16 protein-coding genes and 4 pseudogenes are annotated in these 18,152 nt (G+C 71.6%); 12 read left to right on the top strand and 8 right to left on the bottom strand.

Features of this window, described 5'->3' with window-relative positions; genetic code table 11:
- Positions 1–140 (bottom strand): ATP-dependent Clp protease proteolytic subunit (locus tag ABZX30_RS34870; protein ID WP_355941433.1); only part of this gene is annotated, 140 nt, incomplete at its 3' end.
- A gap of 85 nt (positions 141–225) precedes the next feature.
- On the opposite strand from ABZX30_RS34870, the gene ABZX30_RS34865 reads away from it, so the two are divergent.
- From ABZX30_RS34865 to ABZX30_RS34855, 3 genes are read left to right on the top strand one after another with little or no spacing between them, the layout of a single operon-like run.
- The gene (locus ABZX30_RS34865) at positions 226–2,550 is read left to right on the top strand and encodes an RICIN domain-containing protein (protein WP_355941428.1); all 2,325 of its coding nucleotides are present in this window, start codon (positions 226–228) and stop codon (positions 2,548–2,550) included.
- Positions 2,551–2,589: 39 nt separating this feature from the next.
- Positions 2,590–3,369 carry a polysaccharide lyase family 7 protein gene (locus ABZX30_RS34860; RefSeq protein ID WP_355941425.1) on the top strand — a complete coding sequence of 260 codons (780 nt, stop codon included), beginning with the start codon at positions 2,590–2,592 and terminating at the stop codon, positions 3,367–3,369.
- Positions 3,370–3,420: 51 nt separating this feature from the next.
- Positions 3,421–3,753 carry a hypothetical protein gene (locus ABZX30_RS34855; protein WP_355941422.1) on the top strand — a complete coding sequence of 111 codons (333 nt, stop codon included), beginning with the start codon at positions 3,421–3,423 and terminating at the stop codon, positions 3,751–3,753.
- Positions 3,754–3,804: 51 nt separating this feature from the next.
- Here ABZX30_RS34855 and ABZX30_RS34850 read toward each other — a convergent pair whose 3' ends face one another.
- Both ABZX30_RS34850 and ABZX30_RS34845 read right to left on the bottom strand, forming a co-directional pair.
- Positions 3,805–4,317 (bottom strand): N-acetyltransferase, encoded by a 513-nt coding sequence (locus ABZX30_RS34850; RefSeq protein WP_355941419.1) that lies wholly within the window; start codon positions 4,315–4,317, stop codon positions 3,805–3,807.
- A 243-nt stretch (positions 4,318–4,560) separates the two neighbouring features.
- Positions 4,561–4,785 (bottom strand): annotated as a pseudogene (locus ABZX30_RS34845) (hypothetical protein); the annotation flags it as partial.
- Positions 4,786–5,012: 227 nt separating this feature from the next.
- On the opposite strand from ABZX30_RS34845, the gene ABZX30_RS34840 reads away from it, so the two are divergent.
- The 6 genes and pseudogenes from ABZX30_RS34840 (at position 5,013) to ABZX30_RS34815 (ending at position 10,513) form a co-directional block, all read left to right on the top strand.
- Positions 5,013–5,351, top strand: coding sequence for a hypothetical protein (locus ABZX30_RS34840; protein WP_355941416.1), 339 nt, complete (start codon positions 5,013–5,015; stop codon positions 5,349–5,351).
- A 190-nt stretch (positions 5,352–5,541) separates the two neighbouring features.
- On the top strand, positions 5,542–5,787 hold the full coding sequence (locus ABZX30_RS34835; RefSeq protein WP_355941414.1) for a ferredoxin: 246 nt from the start codon (positions 5,542–5,544) through the stop codon (positions 5,785–5,787).
- Positions 5,777–7,165 (top strand): FAD-dependent oxidoreductase, encoded by a 1,389-nt coding sequence (locus tag ABZX30_RS34830; protein ID WP_355941411.1) that lies wholly within the window; start codon positions 5,777–5,779, stop codon positions 7,163–7,165. The genes ABZX30_RS34835 and ABZX30_RS34830 overlap by 11 nt, the downstream gene beginning before the upstream one ends.
- 48 nt (positions 7,166–7,213) lie before the next feature.
- Positions 7,214–8,446: a cytochrome P450 gene (locus tag ABZX30_RS34825; protein ID WP_355941408.1), complete on the top strand. Its 1,233-nt coding sequence runs from the start codon at positions 7,214–7,216 to the stop codon at positions 8,444–8,446.
- A 112-nt stretch (positions 8,447–8,558) separates the two neighbouring features.
- Positions 8,559–9,457 (top strand): annotated as a pseudogene (locus tag ABZX30_RS34820) (family 43 glycosylhydrolase).
- Positions 9,458–9,703: 246 nt separating this feature from the next.
- On the top strand, positions 9,704–10,513 hold the full coding sequence (locus tag ABZX30_RS34815; protein ID WP_355941405.1) for an SGNH/GDSL hydrolase family protein: 810 nt from the start codon (positions 9,704–9,706) through the stop codon (positions 10,511–10,513).
- A 454-nt stretch (positions 10,514–10,967) separates the two neighbouring features.
- Here the strand turns inward: ABZX30_RS34815 and ABZX30_RS34810 are convergent, their stop codons facing one another.
- Entirely contained in the window at positions 10,968–13,163 is a 2,196-nt protein-coding gene (locus ABZX30_RS34810) for an MMPL family transporter (protein WP_355941402.1), read from the bottom strand.
- 316 nt (positions 13,164–13,479) lie between these two features.
- Between ABZX30_RS34810 and ABZX30_RS34805 the strand changes: the two are divergent.
- Positions 13,480–13,811: pseudogene (locus ABZX30_RS34805) on the top strand (hypothetical protein).
- Positions 13,812–14,081: 270 nt separating this feature from the next.
- Here the strand turns inward: ABZX30_RS34805 and ABZX30_RS34800 are convergent.
- The 3 genes from ABZX30_RS34800 to ABZX30_RS34790 form a co-directional block, all read right to left on the bottom strand.
- Entirely contained in the window at positions 14,082–15,041 is a 960-nt protein-coding gene (locus ABZX30_RS34800) for a hypothetical protein (RefSeq protein ID WP_355941399.1), read from the bottom strand.
- A gap of 288 nt (positions 15,042–15,329) precedes the next feature.
- Positions 15,330–15,713, bottom strand: coding sequence for a lamin tail domain-containing protein (locus tag ABZX30_RS34795; protein ID WP_355941396.1), 384 nt, complete (start codon positions 15,711–15,713; stop codon positions 15,330–15,332).
- Between the two features lie 566 nt (positions 15,714–16,279).
- Positions 16,280–16,705: an STAS domain-containing protein gene (locus tag ABZX30_RS34790; protein ID WP_355941394.1), complete on the bottom strand. Its 426-nt coding sequence runs from the start codon at positions 16,703–16,705 to the stop codon at positions 16,280–16,282.
- A gap of 143 nt (positions 16,706–16,848) precedes the next feature.
- On the opposite strand from ABZX30_RS34790, the gene ABZX30_RS34785 reads away from it, so the two are divergent.
- Positions 16,849–17,166: a winged helix-turn-helix domain-containing protein gene (locus ABZX30_RS34785; protein ID WP_355941391.1), complete on the top strand. Its 318-nt coding sequence runs from the start codon at positions 16,849–16,851 to the stop codon at positions 17,164–17,166.
- Positions 17,167–17,171: 5 nt separating this feature from the next.
- On the opposite strand, the gene ABZX30_RS34780 is transcribed toward ABZX30_RS34785, so the two are convergent.
- Positions 17,172–17,504 (bottom strand): SAM-dependent methyltransferase, encoded by a 333-nt coding sequence (locus tag ABZX30_RS34780; protein WP_355941431.1) that lies wholly within the window; start codon positions 17,502–17,504, stop codon positions 17,172–17,174.
- Positions 17,505–17,530: 26 nt separating this feature from the next.
- Between ABZX30_RS34780 and ABZX30_RS34775 the strand changes: the two are divergent.
- Positions 17,531–18,040 (top strand): annotated as a pseudogene (locus ABZX30_RS34775) (alkaline phosphatase family protein); the annotation flags it as partial.
- Between the last annotated feature and the right edge of the window lie 112 nt (positions 18,041–18,152).

Here is an 18,152-nt window from a genome sequence, read left to right as displayed (position 1 = left end):
ATGATCTCGTCGATGAGACCGTACTCCTTGGCCTCTTCCGGGGTGAACCAGCGGTCGCGGCGGGGCCGGCGGCGCGCTCCCCGCGCGCCGCGGCGTGACCGGCGAGGCCGAACGGGGGGTGAACAACTCCCTTCCTTCAACTCTTACTTCACACCTTGACGGAACTGGTCCGTACCTTTACGTTTCACCGGGCGAGCCCACCCCCCACGAAAGGCCGCCCCCACCATGGCCAGACGCAGGCTCCTTTCCGCATCCGCCGCCCCGGCGGTCACCGCGCTCACCCTCAGGACCGTGAAGGCCGGCGATCCCGGCCCGGCCGCCCGGCAGCACCACCTCGCGCGGCCGGTCTTCCGGTCCGGCCGGGGCACCCTCCATTCCCTGCCTCGCCGTGGCAGGTCCGCCACGGCCGTACTGGTGGCCGTCACGGCCGCATCCCTGCTTTCCGGAACCCCGGCGCGGGCCGCGGCCTCCGCCCTGCCCGCCGGCTTCGCCACGGTGATGAACGCCGCGAGCGGCAGGTGCCTCGACGCGAAGGCGGCCGGCACCGCCAACGGCACCGTCGTGCAGCAGTACACGTGCAACGGCACCACGGCGCAGCAGTGGAGCTTCACCGCCACCGGTGACGGATACGTCCGTATCAACAACGGCAACGACACCGGCCAGGTCGTGGATGTCGCCGACGTCTCCACCGCCGACAACGCCCAGGTCCACCTGTGGGGTTACGGCGGCGGCGCCAACCAGCAGTGGCTGCCGGTGGACGACGGGGGCGGCGCCTACCACTTCGTCAACCGCAACAGCGGCAAGTGCCTGGACGACCCCGGCGCCTCGACCGCCGACAGCGTGCAGTTCGTGCAGTACACCTGCAACGGCACCGCCGCCCAGCGCTTCCAGGTGGTACCCGTGATCCGGTCGGGCACCGACCCGGACCTCGGCCCGAACGTCGCCGTCTTCGACCCGTCGATGTCGTCCTCGACGATCCAGACCAAGCTGAACAGCATCTTCCAACAGCAGGAGACCAACCAGTTCGGCTCCCAGCGCCAGGCCGTGCTGTTCAAGCCGGGAGCCTACAGCGCCGACGTCAACGTCGGTTTCTACACCCAGGTGCTGGGACTTGGCCTGTCGCCCGACGCGGTCACGGTCAACGGGGCCGTGCACGCCGAGGCGGACTGGTTCCAGGGCAACGCCACCCAGAACTTCTGGCGCGGCGCGGAGAACCTGTCGGTCAACCCGTCCGGCGGCGGCGACCGCTGGGCGGTCTCGCAGGCGGCGCCGTACCGCCGGATGCACCTGCGCGGCGGTCTCGCCCTGGACGACGGCGGCTGGTCCAGCGGCGGCTACCTCGCCGACAGCAAGATCGACGGGCAGGTCGCCTCGGGCAGCCAGCAGCAGTGGCTGACCCGCAACTCCCAGCTCGGCAGCTGGACCGGCTCCAACTGGAACATGGTCTTCGTCGGCAGTCAGGGGGTACCGGCCACCAGCTTCCCCAGCCCGCCCTACACGACCGTCGCGCAGAGCCCGGTCACCCGGGAGAAGCCGTTCCTGTACGTCGACGGCAGCGGCGCCTACCAGGTGTTCGTGCCGTCGCTGCGGGCCGGCTCCACGGCGACCAGCTGGGCGAGCGGTGCCGCGGGCACCTCGCTGCCGCTTGAGGCCTTCTACGTCGTGAAGCCGGGCGCCACCGCCGCACAGATCAACTCCGCCCTCGCGGCCGGCAAGAACCTCCTCGTCACCCCGGGCGTCTACCACCTCGACCAGACCCTCCAGATCAACCGTGCCGACACGGTCGTCCTCGGTCTGGGCCTGGCCACCTTCGTCCCCGACAACGGCATCACCGCGATGAAGGTCGCCGACGTCGACGGCGTGAAGATCGCCGGCCTGCTGTTCGACGCGGGTACCACCAACTCGCCCAGCCTGCTGGAGGTCGGGCCGGCCAACGCGTCCGCCTCCCACGCGGCCGACCCGGCCTCCCTGCACGACGTGTACTTCCGGATCGGCGGCGCGGGCGTCGGCAAGGCGACCACCAGCCTCGTCGTCAACAGCGACAACGTCATCGGCGACCACATGTGGATCTGGCGCGCCGACCACGGCAGCGGCGTCGGCTGGGCCGGCAACACCGCGGACACCGGCCTGGTCGTCAACGGAGACGACGTCACCATGTACGGCCTGTTCGTCGAGCACTTCCAGAAGTACCAGACCATCTGGAACGGCAACGGCGGCCGCACGTACTTCTTCCAGAACGAGATGCCGTACGACCCGCCGAACCAGGCCGCCTGGATGAACGGCACCAGCCCGGGCTACGCCGCCTACAAGGTCGCGGACTCCGTCACCAGCCACCAGGCGTACGGCCTCGGCAGTTACTGCTACTTCAACGTCAACCCGGCTGTGACGGCCGCGCACGCCATCGAGGCCCCGAACACCAGCGGTGTCCGCTTCACCAGCATGGTGACCGTCTCCCTCGGCGGCACCGGAACGATCAGCCATGTCGTCAACAACACGGGCGGTCCGTCCGACTCCGGCAGCAACGTGGCCGATCTGACCAGCTACCCGTAGCCCCTCCCCGTCCGAACGCCGAGGAAAGCAGGTCCCGCCATGATCCGCTCCAAAGCCCTGGCCGGCATCACCGTCACGGCCCTCTTCGGTGCACTCGCGGTGCTGAGCACCACCAACGCCTCAGCCGCCGACCCCGGCAAGGCACCCGGCGGCAACTTCGACCTGTCCACGTGGGAGCTCCAGGAGCCCGTCGGCTCCCCGGGCTCACCGACCACCATCCCCTCGTCCCGCCTCCAGGGCGCGAACGGCTACCAGGACGCGTACTTCTACACCGACACACGTGACGGCGCGATGACCTTCTGGGCGCCGGAGAAGGGCGTGACGACGCCCAACTCGAACTACGCCCGCTCCGAACTGCGGGAGATGAACCGCAGCGGCAGCGTCGCGAACTGGTCCCTCGACGGCAGCCACCGGCTGAGCGCCACCCTGCGCGTGGTGTCGGTGACCAAGAACGTGTGCGTCGGCCAGATCCACCTCGGCACCGGCGGCTCCTCCACCAAGCCGCTCGTCGAGCTCTACTACCGGGCGAGCGGCGACATCGTCCTCGGCACCGAGGACTCCCCCGACGGCGGCCAGACACCGCACACCGTCGGCCACGTCGCCGTCGGCAAGACCTGGACGTACACGATCGCGGTCTCCGGCGGGGACACCATCGACCTCACGGTCAACGGCACCACCACCCACTACGCCATCCCGGCGTCCTTCTTCCCCTACAAGCAGTACTTCAAGGCCGGCTCCTACAACCAGTCGTCCTCCGACAGCACCACCAACGGCGCACGCGTCGCCTTCTACGGGCTGACCGTCTCCCACAGCGGCTGAACGGCGAACGGCATCAGGGCGGGCCGGGGGTGCCCCACTCGGCCCGCCCTGATGCCGGGATCAGCCGCGAGCCGGGCGGTGCCGGTGACCGACGTGGTACGTCGCAGCGGTCGCGCGGTCCTGCCGCCGGGCGTGGCCGCCGAGGTCCGCGGCGCGCGGGCCGTGGCCGAGGAAGCGGTGCCGCTCGCCCGCAGGTCGCGGTCGGCCGAACTGGCCCTGGTCGACGGCAGGGTGGGACTCGTGGTGGCTCCGCGCGGCCGGCCGGCGGCCGCCCTCACCTTCACCGTGGAGGAGGACCGGATCACCGCGTACGAAGTGATCGCCGATCCCGCACGCCTGCGGGAACTCGACCTCGCGGTCCTGCCCCCGTGGCCGAGGGCCTGAGGGTGGAGCTGCGCGGGGGCTCCCGGCTGAGCCCCCGCGCGGCCGGGAGGGTCAGATGCCGAACGGTGCGGCGTACCGGATGGTGCCGCTCGGCAGCGGCCGGCCGGCGTCCAGGGTGAGGGCCATCAGGGCCTCGTCCGAGACGTCGATGGTCAGACCGATGCCGTGCGCGGAGGCGCGGGTGAAGCCGAACCGGGGGTAGTAGGCCGGGTGCCCCAGGACGATGACGAAGTGCTCCCCGCGGTCCTTGGCTGCCGTCAGGGCGGCTCGGACGACGGCGGTCCCGGCGCCGGAGTTCTGTTGCGCGGGTCGCACGGCGACCGGGCCCAGGGCCAGCGCCGGGGTGTCGTCGATGTGGCAACGGGTCAGCAGCGCGTGTCCGGCGAGGTTGCCGTCGTGGTCGGCGGCGACGAGGGAGAGACCCTCGATCCACGCGGTCGGGTCGGCGCGCAGGGCGTCGACGAGGTCGGCCTCGTACGCGGTGGGGAAGGCCGCGAGGTTGATCTCACGGAGGGCGGGGATGTCGGCGCCGGTCTCGGCGCGCGTGATCCAGGAGTCGCTCATGATGGATGAGGGGTCCGTTCCGGACGAGTTCGGGTGGATGCCCCGCGCGCTCACGCTTCGGGCGAGGCGGACTGGGGCGGACAGGGCCGGGTCAGGCCACGGCCCGGGACATGAGGGAGACCCGGGCGCTGCGCACGTTGGCCTTCAGCACGGTCATCGACCTCACCTCCCCCGATCCTCGTCATGGTCCTGGTCGCACACGAACGAGTTCAGCGTACACCGCGCGTGCGCGTCGGGCGACGGTCACGACGTACTCCGCCGCCCGCCGCCGAGCGCCCCCTGGTGCCCCTTCGGGCTGAGCGTGATCTCCCGGAGCTGCTCGACGGTGCGCGCGGGGGTCTTGCGGGTCGCGGCGTCGTGCTGGGTACCGGAGTTGAACGCGCTGATCACCACACGCCGGCCGTCGGCCCGCATGGTGTCGACCGTCCACATCACGACGCCCTCGCCGTCCTTCTCCCCCGGCCGCTCGGACCGTTCTCACTTCCCTGATGCGGTGGGCCCCCGGAAATGTTTCACGGCCGGCGCCCGGCAGGTCGGAGCCGTGCAGGGGGTAGGTTTCCGTGGGAGAGGACGAAGTGCGAGCAACCGGGGGACCCATGACGGATCAGCCACCGTACGGCCACCGACAACCACAGGGTTTCGGCCCCCCGCCGCCGCAGTACGGCCCGGCGCCCCAGCAGCCCCCCCGGCCACCGATGCCATCGATTCCGCTGGTGCCGCCGATGCCGGTGCCGGCCCGACCGGAACCGGCGGGCCCGGAGTTCATGGCCGTCGACCGCCACAGCTCGATCGTGGTCGACGTGGAGGGCGTCGCCTTCGAGATCCACGACATCACTGCCGACTTCCCCTGGCAGGAGATCCGCAGCGTCCACTACAAGGCGAGCCCGTCGGGCAAGGAACTGATGATGGCCGTCGTCCACCTCGACGGCCAGGTCTACGAGTGCGTCGTGCGGGCGAAGCCGCGCGAACGACTGGCGCAGTGGTTCGCGCAGCTGGCCGCGGTACTCACCCACTACCGCCCGATGGGTTACTGACCGACGGGTCGCCGAACGGTGCTCCGCCGGAGCCATGGCGAGCCCTGCCGTCCTCACCCGGCCGGCGGGCACCGGCGAGCGGCGGTCCGCGCCGGGCTCCATGCTGGAGTGCGTGAGATGACCGCCGTTCGCAGCGGCCGCCGAGTGGGTGGTGCGCGACGGACCCGGCCGCCGAAGGGGCGCAGCACCGATGAGGCTTGTCGTCGATCTCAACAGGTGTCAGGGATACGCACAGTGCGCGTTCCTCGCGCCGGACGTCTTCGCCATGCACGGCGAGGAGTCACTCGTCTACGACCCGCATCCCGCGGCCGGACAGCGCGAGGGCGTCGCGCGTGCCGTCGCCGCCTGCCCCGTGCAGGCGATCACGGCCGAGGGACTGGCCGGCCCCGGCGGTACGCCCGCCTCGGCCACGGGGGAGCCGTCCGATGGCCGCTGACTACCTTGACCGGCTCAGACGCGAGGGCCGGATCGTGATCGTGGGTGCCTCGCTCGCGGGTCTTCGGGCCGCCGAGACGCTGCGCGCCGAGGGTTTCACCGGTTCGCTCACCATGATCGGCGACGAGCCGTACGAGCCGTACGACCGGCCACCGCTGTCCAAGGCCGTCCTGCTGGGCAAGGCGTCCCCACAGCACACCGAGCTGCCCCGGCGCCGGGAGATCGACGCCAAGTGGCGCCTCGGGGTCGCGGCGACCGGTCTCGACCTGGCGGCCAAGCGGGTCCGGCTGGCCGACGGGGACGAGGTCGAGTACGACCGGCTGCTGATCGCGACCGGCGTCCGCGCCCGGCCCTGGCCGAAGGAGGCGGAGGCCCAGCTGGACGGCGTCTTCGTGCTGCGGACCCGCGACGACGCGGCCGCCCTGTACCGGCGGCTGCGGGCCGGGCCACGCCGGGTGTTCGTCATCGGTGCCGGGTTCACCGGTTCCGAGATCGCCTCGGCCTGCCGGGAGATGGGCGTCGCCGTCACCGTGGCGGAGCGCGCGGGCGCGCCCCTGGTGGGTGCCCTGGGCGGAGTGATCGGCGCGGTGGCCGCACAACTGCACCAGGACAACGGGGTGGATCTGCGTACCGGCGTCATGGTCACCGCTCTGGAGGGCGACTCCGTGGGCCGGGTCCGTGCCGTCCATCTCTCCGACGAGAGCGTCGTGGAGTCGGACGTCGTGATCGTCTCGCTCGGGGCGACGCGCAACACGGAGTGGCTGGCCGGCTCGGGCCTCGGTGCCGGCCCCCGGGGCATCGCCTGCGACGCGGGCTGCCGGGCCTTCGACTTCCGGGGCATCGTCACCGACGACGTCTTCGTCGCGGGCGATGTCGCACGCTCCCCGCACGCGTTGTTCGGCTACCAGTTCCTCTCCCTGGAACACTGGGGCAACGCCGTCGCCCAGGCCGAGGTCGCCGCGCACAACATGATCAGCCCCGGCGCGGAGCGGCGCCCGCACCTGTGGGTCCCCGCCTTCTGGTCGTCGCAGTTCCGCGTGAACATCAAGTCCGTCGGGGTCCCGCCCATGGGCGAGGAGATCATGATCACGCAGGGCTCGCTCGCCGAGCGCCGGTTCGTCGGGGTGTACGGCTGGCAAGGCCGCGTCATCGCCGCCGTGAGTTTCGACAACACGCGGTGGCTGGAGTTCTACCAGCGCCAGATCGAGATGGGCGCGCCCTTCCCGGTGGAGTACCCGACGGTCGACCGCCGCCCCGAGGGCCGGCAGCCGGTCCCGGCCGGCTTCCCCGACCCGTCCCTGCCGACGCACGCTCCGACCGTGACCCTCAGCGGTTACTCGCCGGCCGACCGGCAACTGGTCTTCACTCCGGCCCACTGACCGGACCCGGCCCTCTCCCCACGGACCTCCACGCCCCAAGGACGCCGCATGACGCACGCCCCGCTCCTGCGCCGGATCACCGACTTCGCGAACCGCGCCGACCCGTATCCACTGTACGAGGAGCTCCGCAAGACCCCCGTGCTGCACGAGGAGGAGGACGCTCCGTATGTCATCAGTTCGTACTGGGACATCAAGGGACTGCTGCACGACCCGCGGATCAGCTCCGACTTCACCAACCTCACCGTCGCGGGCGACGACGAGCTGTCCGGGCCGGAGGCGACGGGGCTCCCGCCGAGCTTCATCCGGCTCGACCCGCCGGAGCACGACCGGCTGCGACGGATCGCCAACAGCTCCTTCGGCCCTCCGCACCGGCCCACCCGTATCGCCTCCATGCGGGGTGAACTCGCCCGGATCGTCACCGACTTGATCGACGGATTCGGGGACGCCCGGCAGATCGACGTGGTCGACCGGTTCGCGTACCCGTTCCCGGTGACCGTGATCTGCCGGCTGCTCGGCGTGCCGCGGGAGGACGAGCCCCGCTTCCGTGGCTGGGTCGACCCGATCGTCGCGGGCCTGGACCCGGACACCCGGACCAGCGCCGACTCCGCACGGACCGCTCAGGAGGCCCGGCTTCAGCTCGGCATGTACCTCAACGGGCTGGTGGAGCAGCGCACCAGGGAGCCCCGCGACGACATGCTGTCCGACCTGGTGAACAGCCACGGTCCGGACGGCGCCATGACCACGATGGAAGTGCTCAGCACGGCGGTGCTGCTGCTCATCGCCGGCCATGAGACGACCGTCAACCTGATCACCAACGGCATGCTCACCCTGCTGCGCCATCCGGAGTACCTCCGGCGGCTGCGCGAGGACCCGGGCCTGTCCGTGAAGATCGTCGAGGAACTCCTGCGCTACGAACCCCCGGTCCAGCTTGTGCCGCAGCGCACCTGCATCGCCGACATCGAGGTGCGCGGGGTCACCATCCCCAAGGGCTCGCGCATCTGGCTCGTCCTGGCGGCGGGCAACCGGGACCCGGAGCGCTTCCCCGAACCCGACCGGTTCGACCCGGACCGCGAGGACATCCAGCACCTCGGCTTCGGCAGCGGCATCCACAGCTGCTTCGGCGCGCCGCTGGCCCGCCTCGAGGCCCAGATCGCGCTGTCCGAACTGGCCCGTCGTCTCGGCAACCCGCGCCTGGACGAAGACCCGCCGCCCTACCGGCCGAACGCCGTCCTGCGCGGTCCGCGCCATCTGAGCGTGAGCTTCGACGAGTTGCTGACCTAAAGCCCGAAAGGAGCGGGTCGCCGACCGCAGGGAACGTCAGATCCCGCCGGGCGCGGGGCGGTACGGGGCCGCCCGGCCGTCGTATTCTCCGGCAGTGGCCCAGACCGAACCGATGCGGCTTCCCGGCATGCCGCTGCACGATCCGTTCATCGTCGCCGACTGGGTGCGCCCCGCCGTGGTCTTCCTGGCGGCCGGGCAGGAGGGGATCTGGCGACCGACGGCGGCTGGGCGCCGGAGGTGCACAGATGGGGCGGGGAGTACTACCTGTTCACCGCGCTGCACGACGAGGGGAAGCCGCTCCCGGTGCCGCCGGCCGACCGATGGGGCACGCCGTTCCAGGTCGCGAACCACATGCGCGGCACCGTCGTCGCCGTCTCGGACTCGCTGCTCGGCCCCTTCACGGTCCTCGACCCGTCACGTCCCACCACGCCCGAGAACTTGACGACCCTCGACGGAACGCTCTACGTCGATCCGTCCGGGCAGCCGTGGATGGTGTACGCGCACGAGTGGGTGCAGACCATCGACGGAACCGTGGAGGCGGTCCGGCCGGCCCCGGAACTGTCCCGGACGGTCGGTGAACCGGTCCTGATGTTCAGGGGCTCGGACGCGTCCTGGATCGGCGAGCAGATCCCCGCCGGCGTCCCGCACCAGCTCCCGCCCTATGTCACCGACGGCCCGCAGCTGTGCCGCACGCCTGGCGGGGCCCTGCTCATCCTGTGGTCGACGTACGAGAAGAACGTGGCCGGCCAGGACGGCACCGTCGGCGGCGGCTACGTGCAGACCTACGCCGTCTCGGAGTCCGGCGGCATCACAGGGCCGTGGCGGCCGCACCGGCCCCTGGTACGGGACGACAGCGGTCACGGCATGCTGTTCCACACGTTCGACGGACGGCTGATGATGGTCCTGCACCGCCCCTTCGACGACGCGCGCGGAAAGCTGTACGAGAGGGAACTCGCCGGCCGCGAACCACGGGTGCTCCGCCGGCGCGCCGACCTCGACGGCGGCGGCTGACACACCCCTGCCGGAACCGGACGTGGCGTGAGGCGAGGCCCGGGATGCCGCCGGACGGGTGACGGCTCTCCGGGTGAACGCCGGACGAGGCCGCGGTCCGCCGGCGCGTCCCTCGGCCGGTCGGCGGCCCCGCCGGTACGGGGGTGCTTCGGCGGTCGCATCGCCTCGGGGATCTGTCAACACGGCTGAGCGGGCGGGACGGCCACGGGGGGTGAGGGGCGAGCCGGGGCGCGATAAAGGGGAGTCATGAGACAGTCCCGAACAGCGTCCGGCGTCGCCTCGCTCCTCCTCGCGGCCGCCGCCGCCTTCGCCGGCCCCACGGCCGGGGAAGCGGCGCCGCGCACGACGGCCATCGGATACGTGGCCCTCGGTGACTCCTACGCCGCCGGTGTCGGCGCCGGCGGCTACCTCGCCTCCGGCACGGAGTGCCTGCGCAGCGACCGGGCCTACCCCGCTCTGTGGGCCGACGCGCACGCGCCGTCGTCCTTCGACTTCACCGCGTGCAACCACGCGCGGACCGGTGATGTCCTGGCCGGCCAGCTCGGCCCGCTCAGCCCGCGTACCGGCCTGGTGACCCTCACGGTCGGCGGCAGCGACGCGGGTTTCGTCCGGGTCATGGCGACCTGCGCGCTGCCCGGCCACGCCGCGTGCCTGTCCGCCGTGGCCGCGGCGAACTCCTTCATGGACGCGACGCTCCCGGGCAACCTCGACCGTCTCTACACGGCCATCACCCGCAAGGCACCCGCGGCCCGCGTCGTGGTGCTCGGCTATCCCCGCCTCTACCAACTGCAGGGCACCTGTGCGCGCGGCCTCCAGGACACCGAGAGGTCCGCGCTCAACGCGGCCGTGGACCACCTCGACCGGGTGATCGCGCGCCGCGCCGCCGCCCACGGGTTCGTGTTCGCCGACGTACGGACCGCCTTCGCCGGGCACGAGATCTGCTCGTCCAGCCCCTGGCTGCACAGCGTCGACTGGCTGGATCTCACCGACTCCTACCACCCCACGGCGTCCGGACAGTCGCTCGGCTACCTCCCCGCGCTCACCGGCGCGGTCTGAAGCGGCGGGACGGCAGGGCCCGGTCCGCCCGCCACCGAAGCGGTGGGCGGACCGGGCCGCGCGGTGTCGCCGGGGTCAGGAACGACCCGCCGGTACCGCCCGTGGCGCGGCGTCGATCAGCGCGTGCTGGGCGGCCTTCCGCCCGCGGCGTCGGGCTTGGTCACCTTCCGGTCGTACGCCAGCAGTCCGTCGAGCTCGCCCTCGACGTCGGTGATCTGGTGTGCACCGTGCCGTTGCCGCCCCGGCAGGCCGGCGCGTGCACCTCGTCCAGCTTCCCCTCGACGTGATCACCGTGGGGCCATCTGCATGCACCGCCCGGCACCCTGGCCACGCCCCCACGACCGCTCCCGCCGTCGGCGACCGGTGGCGGTGCGGGCGCCTGCGGTCCCGTGTCCGACCGCAGGCGCCCGCGAACCCGGCACGCGCGCCGGTGACCGTCCCTGGTGCCCCGGCTCTAGCCGCGGCGCGCCGACGGATCGGGGGCGGTGCTGTCCTCCCGGTCCTCGCCGGATTCGCCCCCGGCACCCGTGGAGCCGGAGGCCGCGCCGGCAGCCCCCTCCACCGCCCGGTCACCGTGCCCCGGCCACCACGCGGCGTGACCGATGAGCGCGGTGAGGCTCGGGGTGAAGAACATCGACATGACGAAGGCGGCGACCGCGATGCCGAAGGAGACCGCGAAGCCCATCTCCGTGAGCAGCGCGTTGCCGGCCAGCATCATCGTGGCGAAGGTCGCCGCCAGGATGAAGCCCGCCGCGGCCACGGTCGGCCCGGCATGCCTCAGTGCCATGCCGGCCGCCTCACGCGGTTCGCGGCCTTCCCGCGCCTCCTCACGGAGCCGGGCGATCATGAGGATGTTGTAGTCGGTACCGATGGCGACCACGAACAAGTACATGATCACCGGGAGCATGAACATCAGCCCCGAGTGTCCCTGGCCGTCCTGGAAGATCCACACCGTGGCGCCCAGGGTGGCACCGAAGCCGAGACCCACCGAGGCGATCAGGTACCAGGGGGCGACCACGCTGCGCAGCAGCAGCCCCAGGATGACCATGATGAGGACGGCGGCGACGGGGAAGACCGTCCGGTAGTCGTGGCTGACCGCGGTGTCGATGTCCTTGTAGATCGAGGACATGCCGCCGACGAGGGCCTCGGTGCCCTCGGGGGCGTCGGAGTGCGCGACGTCGCGCACCCTGCCGACGGCCTCGATGGCCTTGTCGGTCGAGGCCTCGTACTTGAGCGTGACGGTGAAGTCGGCCGTGGTCCCGTCCTTGTTCACCTGGGCCATGCGGGCGTTCGCGACGCCGTCCACCGCACCGAGCTTGCCGGCGTAGGCGTCGAAGGCGGACCTGTCCAGCGGCTTGCCGTCGGCGCTCGACAGGTAGACGTCGGTGGGTGCGGCGGCACCCGCCGAGTACGCCTTCTGCATCTCGTCCTGGACGACCATGGACTCCTTGGTCTTGGGCATGGACCCCGACGCAAGGTCGAACGTGGCGTTGTATCCGAGCGTGCCCAGCGACAGCACGAGCAGGACGAGGCCCGACGCGACCGCGGTCAGCACCGGGCGGCGCTGCACGCCACGGCCCAGGGCGGCGAATCGGGCGTTCTCCGGCTCCTGTCGCCAGGACTTGGAGGGCCAGAAGACCTTCGGCCCGATGAGCGACACGACGGCCGGGATCAGGGTCAGGCCCGCCACCAGGGTCACCGAGACGGCGATGGCCAGCGCCGGGCCCATCTGCTTGAGGAAGCCCAGTGTGGACAGCACCAGCGCGAGGAAGGCGATGATGACCGCGCCGGCGGCCGAGGCGATGGCCTCGCCGACCCGGGCGACCGCGTTGATCATGGCCTCCTTGGGCTCGTCGCCGGCGCGCAGGCGTTCGCGGTAACGGAATATCAGGAACAGGAAGTAGTCCGTGCCCACGCCGAAGAGCACGACGATGAGGATCGACGAGATCGAGCTGTTGGCCTGCAGGTCGAACAGCTTGGTGGCGTACGCGATCAGCCCGTTGGCGATGGCGGAGACCAGGCCGATGAGGATCAGGGGCAGCACGGCCAGGAGCGGCGCACGGAAGATGATCAGCAGGGTCACCAGGATGATGACGAACGTGCCGATGCCGATCAGCGCCTGGCCGCGCTTGGACGAATCCTGTTGGTCGAGTGCCTGCGCGGCGGAGCCGCCCAGCTTGACCTCGAGCTGCGTGCCCTTGGCCAGTTCCTTCACATCGTCGCGCAGGACCTTGGCCGCGTCGGCCTGCTTGGGCTGGCCGGCGTTCTTGCTGTCCATCTGGACCAGGGTCAGGGCGTACCTGCCGTCCTTGGACGGCTGGCCGGGGACGACCTTCTGTACCTGGTCGATGTGCTTCTTGCCCAGTTCGGTGGTGATCCGGGCGACGTCCTTCGTGTCGGCGGCGGTCAGTTTGCCGCCGTCGGTGCGCTGGTACAGCGCGATCGCGGACGGGGTGAAGGCGCTGGGGAACGCCTTCTGCTGGAGCTCCGCGGCTTTGATGGATTCGTAACTCTTGGGCAGAAAACTGCTCTCGTCGCTGTTCGAGGGCAGACTCGGCGCGGTGGCGACGATCGCCACCGCCGCTATCAGCCATGCCACGATCGTCCAGACGGGATGTCGGACGACAGCGTTGCCAATACGTCGGAACATGCGGGAGGGTCCTCCTGGGAACAGGAAGATCACCGCAACCCGGGGAGCGGACCCTGGCATCGGCGACCCCGACCGGCACCCCCGCCGGTCGAACGGTTGTCTTGGGCTCCGATCGTAGTGACCGGACGCGAGATCATTCCATCAAGGGACCTGACCCTGCCAGAGAATTTCGGACGGACACCACCGGCGCCTTCGTCGGTTCTGTGATCGAGTGGCGCGGGCCGTCACCGTATTACTTCGCCACCGGGCCGGCCGAGCCTCTGAAATTCCTCAAGTCGCCTGGTGCGTACGGTCCCTGACGGTCACCCTGATCCGCGTGACAGGAATCGCGGGACTGAACAAGAAGCACAACTTCGTGCTCCCCGTCCGGGACTCGGACGTGGTCGCGGCGGCCCTGCGTCAGGCACTGGCCGATGCCTCGCCCGAGGAGCGCCCCGGCCTGGAACGCGCCGCCGCCCTCGTCGAGTCCGCCGCCGCCGCGAGAACCTGTTGCGCGCCCGCTGGGTCCGCTCCCGGCCGGCCGCCGTCGCCTTCACGGGGAACATCTCCTCGGTCGCGGCGGTGAAGGCGCTGCGCCAGGCGGAGCCGAAGCTGAGCCTGCCGGCAGCGGTGCAGCTGCAGAAGGAGGCAGTGGCCCATTCCGAGTGACGTCCGGCGGACGATCAGGACCTCCTGCGCGTCGGTTGTCAGGTGGCGCACGAGGTCCCGTGCGAGAGAGCCGGCCGGTGTGGCCGGGTGGCTGCTTTTCGGTTCGGCGACCGCCGGGCGCAACGCCGGCGTTGCGTCACGCCGACGACGGCGACCGCCTCGATCTCGGCGCGCACCCCCTCGCGCACGGGCCGCGGGACGATCGTCGACGAGGGCGGCAGCCGTGGCCAGTCCGCGAAGACGCCCGGTACGCACGGTTGGAGGTGCCGTTCAGTCGTCCCTTCCGGCCTTCTCCTTCCGCAGGAACGTCTGGCGTGCCCAGAGGCTGAGCATCACCGCCCCGCCGACCAGCAACGGCACCGGGTCGCGGGACAGCGGGGCCAACGCGTAGCCCAGCGCCGTGACCGTGCAGACGGTCAGGGGGATGAACGCGGCGGTGCCCTCTATGCCCAACTGCAACGTCGGCCGGCCGGCGACCAGGACGCTGGCACCGCCGGGCACCCAGGGACCGGCGGAGAGCAGCAGCAGGCCGGCGGCGTCGCAGGCGTCGACCAGTCGGCGGGAGACCGCCTCGATGCCGTCCGGGCCGATCGCCCACAGCCGCAGGCTGTCACCGGCCAGCATGAGGGACAGCCCCACGACCCCCACCCACAACGTGACCCGCTGGTCGCTGCGTACGAGCCGGCGCAGGGCGAACAGGAAGCTGAGGAAGACGACTTCCGCGGCCCACAGGACGCCGACCATGCCCGTCCCCAGCCGCCAGCCGTCGCCGGCCTCCCGCAGCAGTACCCATCCCGTCATGAACACCGAGCCGGCGGTGACCACCCCGTCGAACAAGCGCCGCAGGAGAACGTGCCGGCCCGCACCGGCGTCGGCCGCGACCACCAGCCCGGCCATGCCCAGGGCGACCGCCAGCGTGACGCCGGTGACCACCACTGGACTCAGCGGGTTGCGTCCCGAGGCCTGATGGCCGGCCGACAGCACGGTGACCGCCCCCCGGTACACGCCACCGGACGCCGCGGAACCCGCCAACAGCAGCAGCCGATTGCGGATCAGGCCGCTCGCGCCCCAGGCCCGGAGCAGCAGAGAGGCCGTCAGCACCCAGCAGCCGACGGACGGCCCGTTGGCCACCATCCGTGCCGCCGGACCTCCGTTCGCCCACGACTCGCCGACAGCCAGGGCCGTTCCCATGAGACAGACCACACCGACCGCGCCCCAGACCCTGGCCACGGTCCCACCGCAGCGGCCCGTCCGTCCCTCGAGCGTGTCCGGCGACTTGCCCAACCCCACCATCCGGTGCGCCTTTCAACCGGTCCCCGCCCGCAGCGACTGCTCCGCGGCCGGCGGATCCACGCAGAGACCGTAAAAGATCTATCGCCGGTCCCGAACGCGAAGGCTGCCTGATTCACTCGTACCGCGTACGCGCAGGACGACGGCGCGCCACCGCGGAAGGTGGCGCACCGTCGGCCGCGCGCCGCTGGTGACCGGTGAGCCGTCGGTCACCGGCGGACAGGGCGCCTACCGGCGGGGGCCACCGTGGCGGTGATGGTCCTCGCGGTCACCGTCGCGGTGGCCGTCCCAGCCGTGGCCGCGCTCGCGGCGGTCGCCGCCCCAGCGGTCGCCGCCGTCACGGCGGTGGTGGTCCCGGTCCCAGGAGAAGGCGTCGACGAACCGGCCGTGGTCGTCGCGCAGGGTGGCGGTGTCGGCGTCCTCGTCCCACACGTGCGTCCGCCGGTCCTGGTACAGATCCGTGGCACTGTCGCGGCCGACGCCGGTGTGGACGCGAACCGTGGCGCGTCCGGCCAGCCGGACGTCGCGGAACCTGTAGGTGTGGCCGTCCTCGTCGGACAGCGTCCAGCCGTCCAGGTCGACGCCGCGGCGGGCGTTGTTGGTGATCTCCACCCATCTCCCGGTCAAGGAAGCGGAGGGAGCGGTCGTCCCGGCCCGGGGAGACGTACTGCACGTCGCTGATGACCACGCGGCCACGGTCGGAGGGCGGCTGGTGGTGGCCGGCGGCCGACGCGGGCAGTGCCACCGCCCCCACCACGGCCGCGGCGGCAGCGGCGGCGATCAGACGGCGGGTGGTCACAGGAACGGAAACGGACACAGGGGTCCCCCTTCGCAGGGTTCGGAGCAACTGCCGGCGAGCGGACTGCTGCCGCGGCACCGGCGGGTGCTCGGTGCGGGTGGCGGCCGGGCGGCCGCGCACCGACACCCTGCGCCCGGACATGGGCGTCGCGCGGGATAAGCGACGCCCGTTACATATTGTCCACATTCATGTGACTCTCACCTGTATCACCCATCTATCCGAGGCCGAAGAGCGGACGCCGACCCCGGGCGCTCCGCCACCCGAAAGTGAGTAACAGCGCCGTCGCCAAGAACAGTGAGCCCTCGGACGACTCCACGGCCACAGACGTTCCAGTAGCTGTAACGGGCCGACCGTATCGATCGGGTCTGACAGCCGGCGACTACAGCCGCTCCTTGTTCGCGGCCGACGGGGCCGGGGGCCCGAACAGCCCCCCGGTGCCGGTCAGGTCGAGCAGCCGCTCGACCATGGGGCTGCTGGAGCGGACGGTGACGGTCTTGCCCTGCTCGAGGGCCTGCCGACGCAGGGTGAGCAGGATGCTCAGGCCCGCGCAGTCGCAGAAGTGCACGGCGCCCAGGTCCAAGGTGATGCCGTCGACCGAGCGGCTGAGCACGTCGTCCAGGTCGCGCTGGAGCCACCCGCAGGCGTCGAAGTCGAGTTCACCCCGCACCATCACGCTCGGCCTGGCACCGTCCCGCTCGACGGCCACCTCCGCCCGGCACGGCACGAACGGCGCGCCGCCACCGCTGTCCGCGCGTGCGACGCCCTCCGCCATGAGGGACTGCGCCCGCGGCGCAGGCTCCGGCATGTCCTTCTCACCTCACCCGATCCCTCGCCCCGTCACCGGCCTCGGCTCCAGGCTCTCCCGACCGACCCATTCCCGTCAACCAATACACGAAAACAAGTACGTGCTTTTGAATGCGTGAATGCCTGGACGGTAAGCTGGCACACATGGACGGAGTGCCCGAACCACACACCGGATGGACCTTCCTGACCAACCACGCCCGGGTCCTGGCGGCCATCGCCGACGACCCCAGCACGCGCATCCGCGACATCGCCGCACACTGCCGCCTGACCGAACGCGCCGTCCAGAAGATCATCGCTGACCTGGAACGCGACGGTTACCTCTCCCACACCCGGGAAGGGCGCACCAACAGCTACCGGATCGACCCCAGCAGAATCCTGCGCCACCCGGCCGAAGCCGGGCTGACCGTGGCGTCACTGCTCTCCCTGCTCGTCCAGGACGAAGCCGGCCGCGAGCCCCGGTAGCAGGGCTATGACCTCTTGCGGCCGACGCCCGCGTAGACCCAGTACTCGGACGGGTCGTCCGGGATCTCGTCGCACGGGTCCGGGCGCCACAGGGGTACGTAGGTCAGGCCCGGCTCGACGAGTCCGAAGCCGTCGAACAGGCCGAGGATCTCCTCACGGGAACGGGCCGTCACCGCAGAAGTGGCCCGCGACCGGTACAGCTGCCCCACGGCCGCGGCGGTGTCCGGGCGGTCCTGGTTCGTGGCGTGCGTCATCGCCAGCCATCCCTCACCGGGCAGTGCCTCACGGAAGGCGGCCACGATGCCGGCCGGGTTCTCCTGCGGCGAGATGAAGTGCAGGATCGTGAGGAGGCGCGCTCCCTCGGAGGGCCGGCCCGGCCGCCGCGGGCGGCTACGCGGACCGCTGCGGCCCCGGCACCCGGCAGCCGCTGCTGGTCATCTCCCCCTACAGCAAGGTGAACGCGGTGGACCACACCGCCACCGAGCAGACGTCGATCACCAAGTTCATCGAGGACAACTGGCGCACCGGCCGCGTCGGCGACGCCTCCTTCGACCGGCGTGCCGGCACGCTGACCCACATGTTCGACTTCCGGCACCCCAACGACCAGCAGGTGCTGCTCAACCCGGACGGGTCCGTCGAGTCGGTGCGGCGGATCCCGCACCACACCCGGCCGGCGTCGTCCGCCGCCACCCACGCGGCGTACCCGCCGTACGTCCAGGACCTCAAGGCGCAGAACGCCGCCGCGAGCACCTCGGCCTCCCCGGCGCTGCCGCTCGCTCTCACCGCCGGCCTCCTCACCGCCGGTGCGGTGACCACGGGGTTCGCCCTGCGCCGCCGCAGGGGGCACGCCAAGGGCGGTACCGCGGCCGCGTAGGGCACCGGTAGCCGCCAGGCGCGCGGCGGTGGGGGGGGCGGGGGGGGGGCGGCCCCGCCCCCCCCCCCCCGGACGACAGGACCGCGGCCGCCGGGACCACCCCCCGCGCGCC

Source organism: Streptomyces sp. NPDC004542 (assembly GCF_040610035.1).
GTDB lineage: Bacteria > Actinomycetota > Actinomycetes > Streptomycetales > Streptomycetaceae > Streptomyces.
This window is presented reverse-complemented; position numbering and strand designations above follow the sequence as displayed.

Coding starts and splice junctions, on each gene's coding strand:
- ABZX30_RS34850 (WP_355941419.1), bottom strand. CDS start 4,317: ATGAGCGACTCCTGGATCACGCGCGCCGAGACCGGCGCCGACATCCCC.
- ABZX30_RS34815 (WP_355941405.1), top strand. CDS start 9,704: ATGAGACAGTCCCGAACAGCGTCCGGCGTCGCCTCGCTCCTCCTCGCG.
- ABZX30_RS34835 (WP_355941414.1), top strand. CDS start 5,542: ATGAGGCTTGTCGTCGATCTCAACAGGTGTCAGGGATACGCACAGTGC.
- ABZX30_RS34860 (WP_355941425.1), top strand. CDS start 2,590: ATGATCCGCTCCAAAGCCCTGGCCGGCATCACCGTCACGGCCCTCTTC.
- ABZX30_RS34810 (WP_355941402.1), bottom strand. CDS start 13,163: ATGTTCCGACGTATTGGCAACGCTGTCGTCCGACATCCCGTCTGGACG.
- ABZX30_RS34785 (WP_355941391.1), top strand. CDS start 16,849: ATGGACGGAGTGCCCGAACCACACACCGGATGGACCTTCCTGACCAAC.
- ABZX30_RS34840 (WP_355941416.1), top strand. CDS start 5,013: ATGCCATCGATTCCGCTGGTGCCGCCGATGCCGGTGCCGGCCCGACCG.
- ABZX30_RS34855 (WP_355941422.1), top strand. CDS start 3,421: ATGCCGGGATCAGCCGCGAGCCGGGCGGTGCCGGTGACCGACGTGGTA.
- ABZX30_RS34825 (WP_355941408.1), top strand. CDS start 7,214: ATGACGCACGCCCCGCTCCTGCGCCGGATCACCGACTTCGCGAACCGC.
- ABZX30_RS34830 (WP_355941411.1), top strand. CDS start 5,777: ATGGCCGCTGACTACCTTGACCGGCTCAGACGCGAGGGCCGGATCGTG.
- ABZX30_RS34790 (WP_355941394.1), bottom strand. CDS start 16,705: ATGCCGGAGCCTGCGCCGCGGGCGCAGTCCCTCATGGCGGAGGGCGTC.
- ABZX30_RS34865 (WP_355941428.1), top strand. CDS start 226: ATGGCCAGACGCAGGCTCCTTTCCGCATCCGCCGCCCCGGCGGTCACC.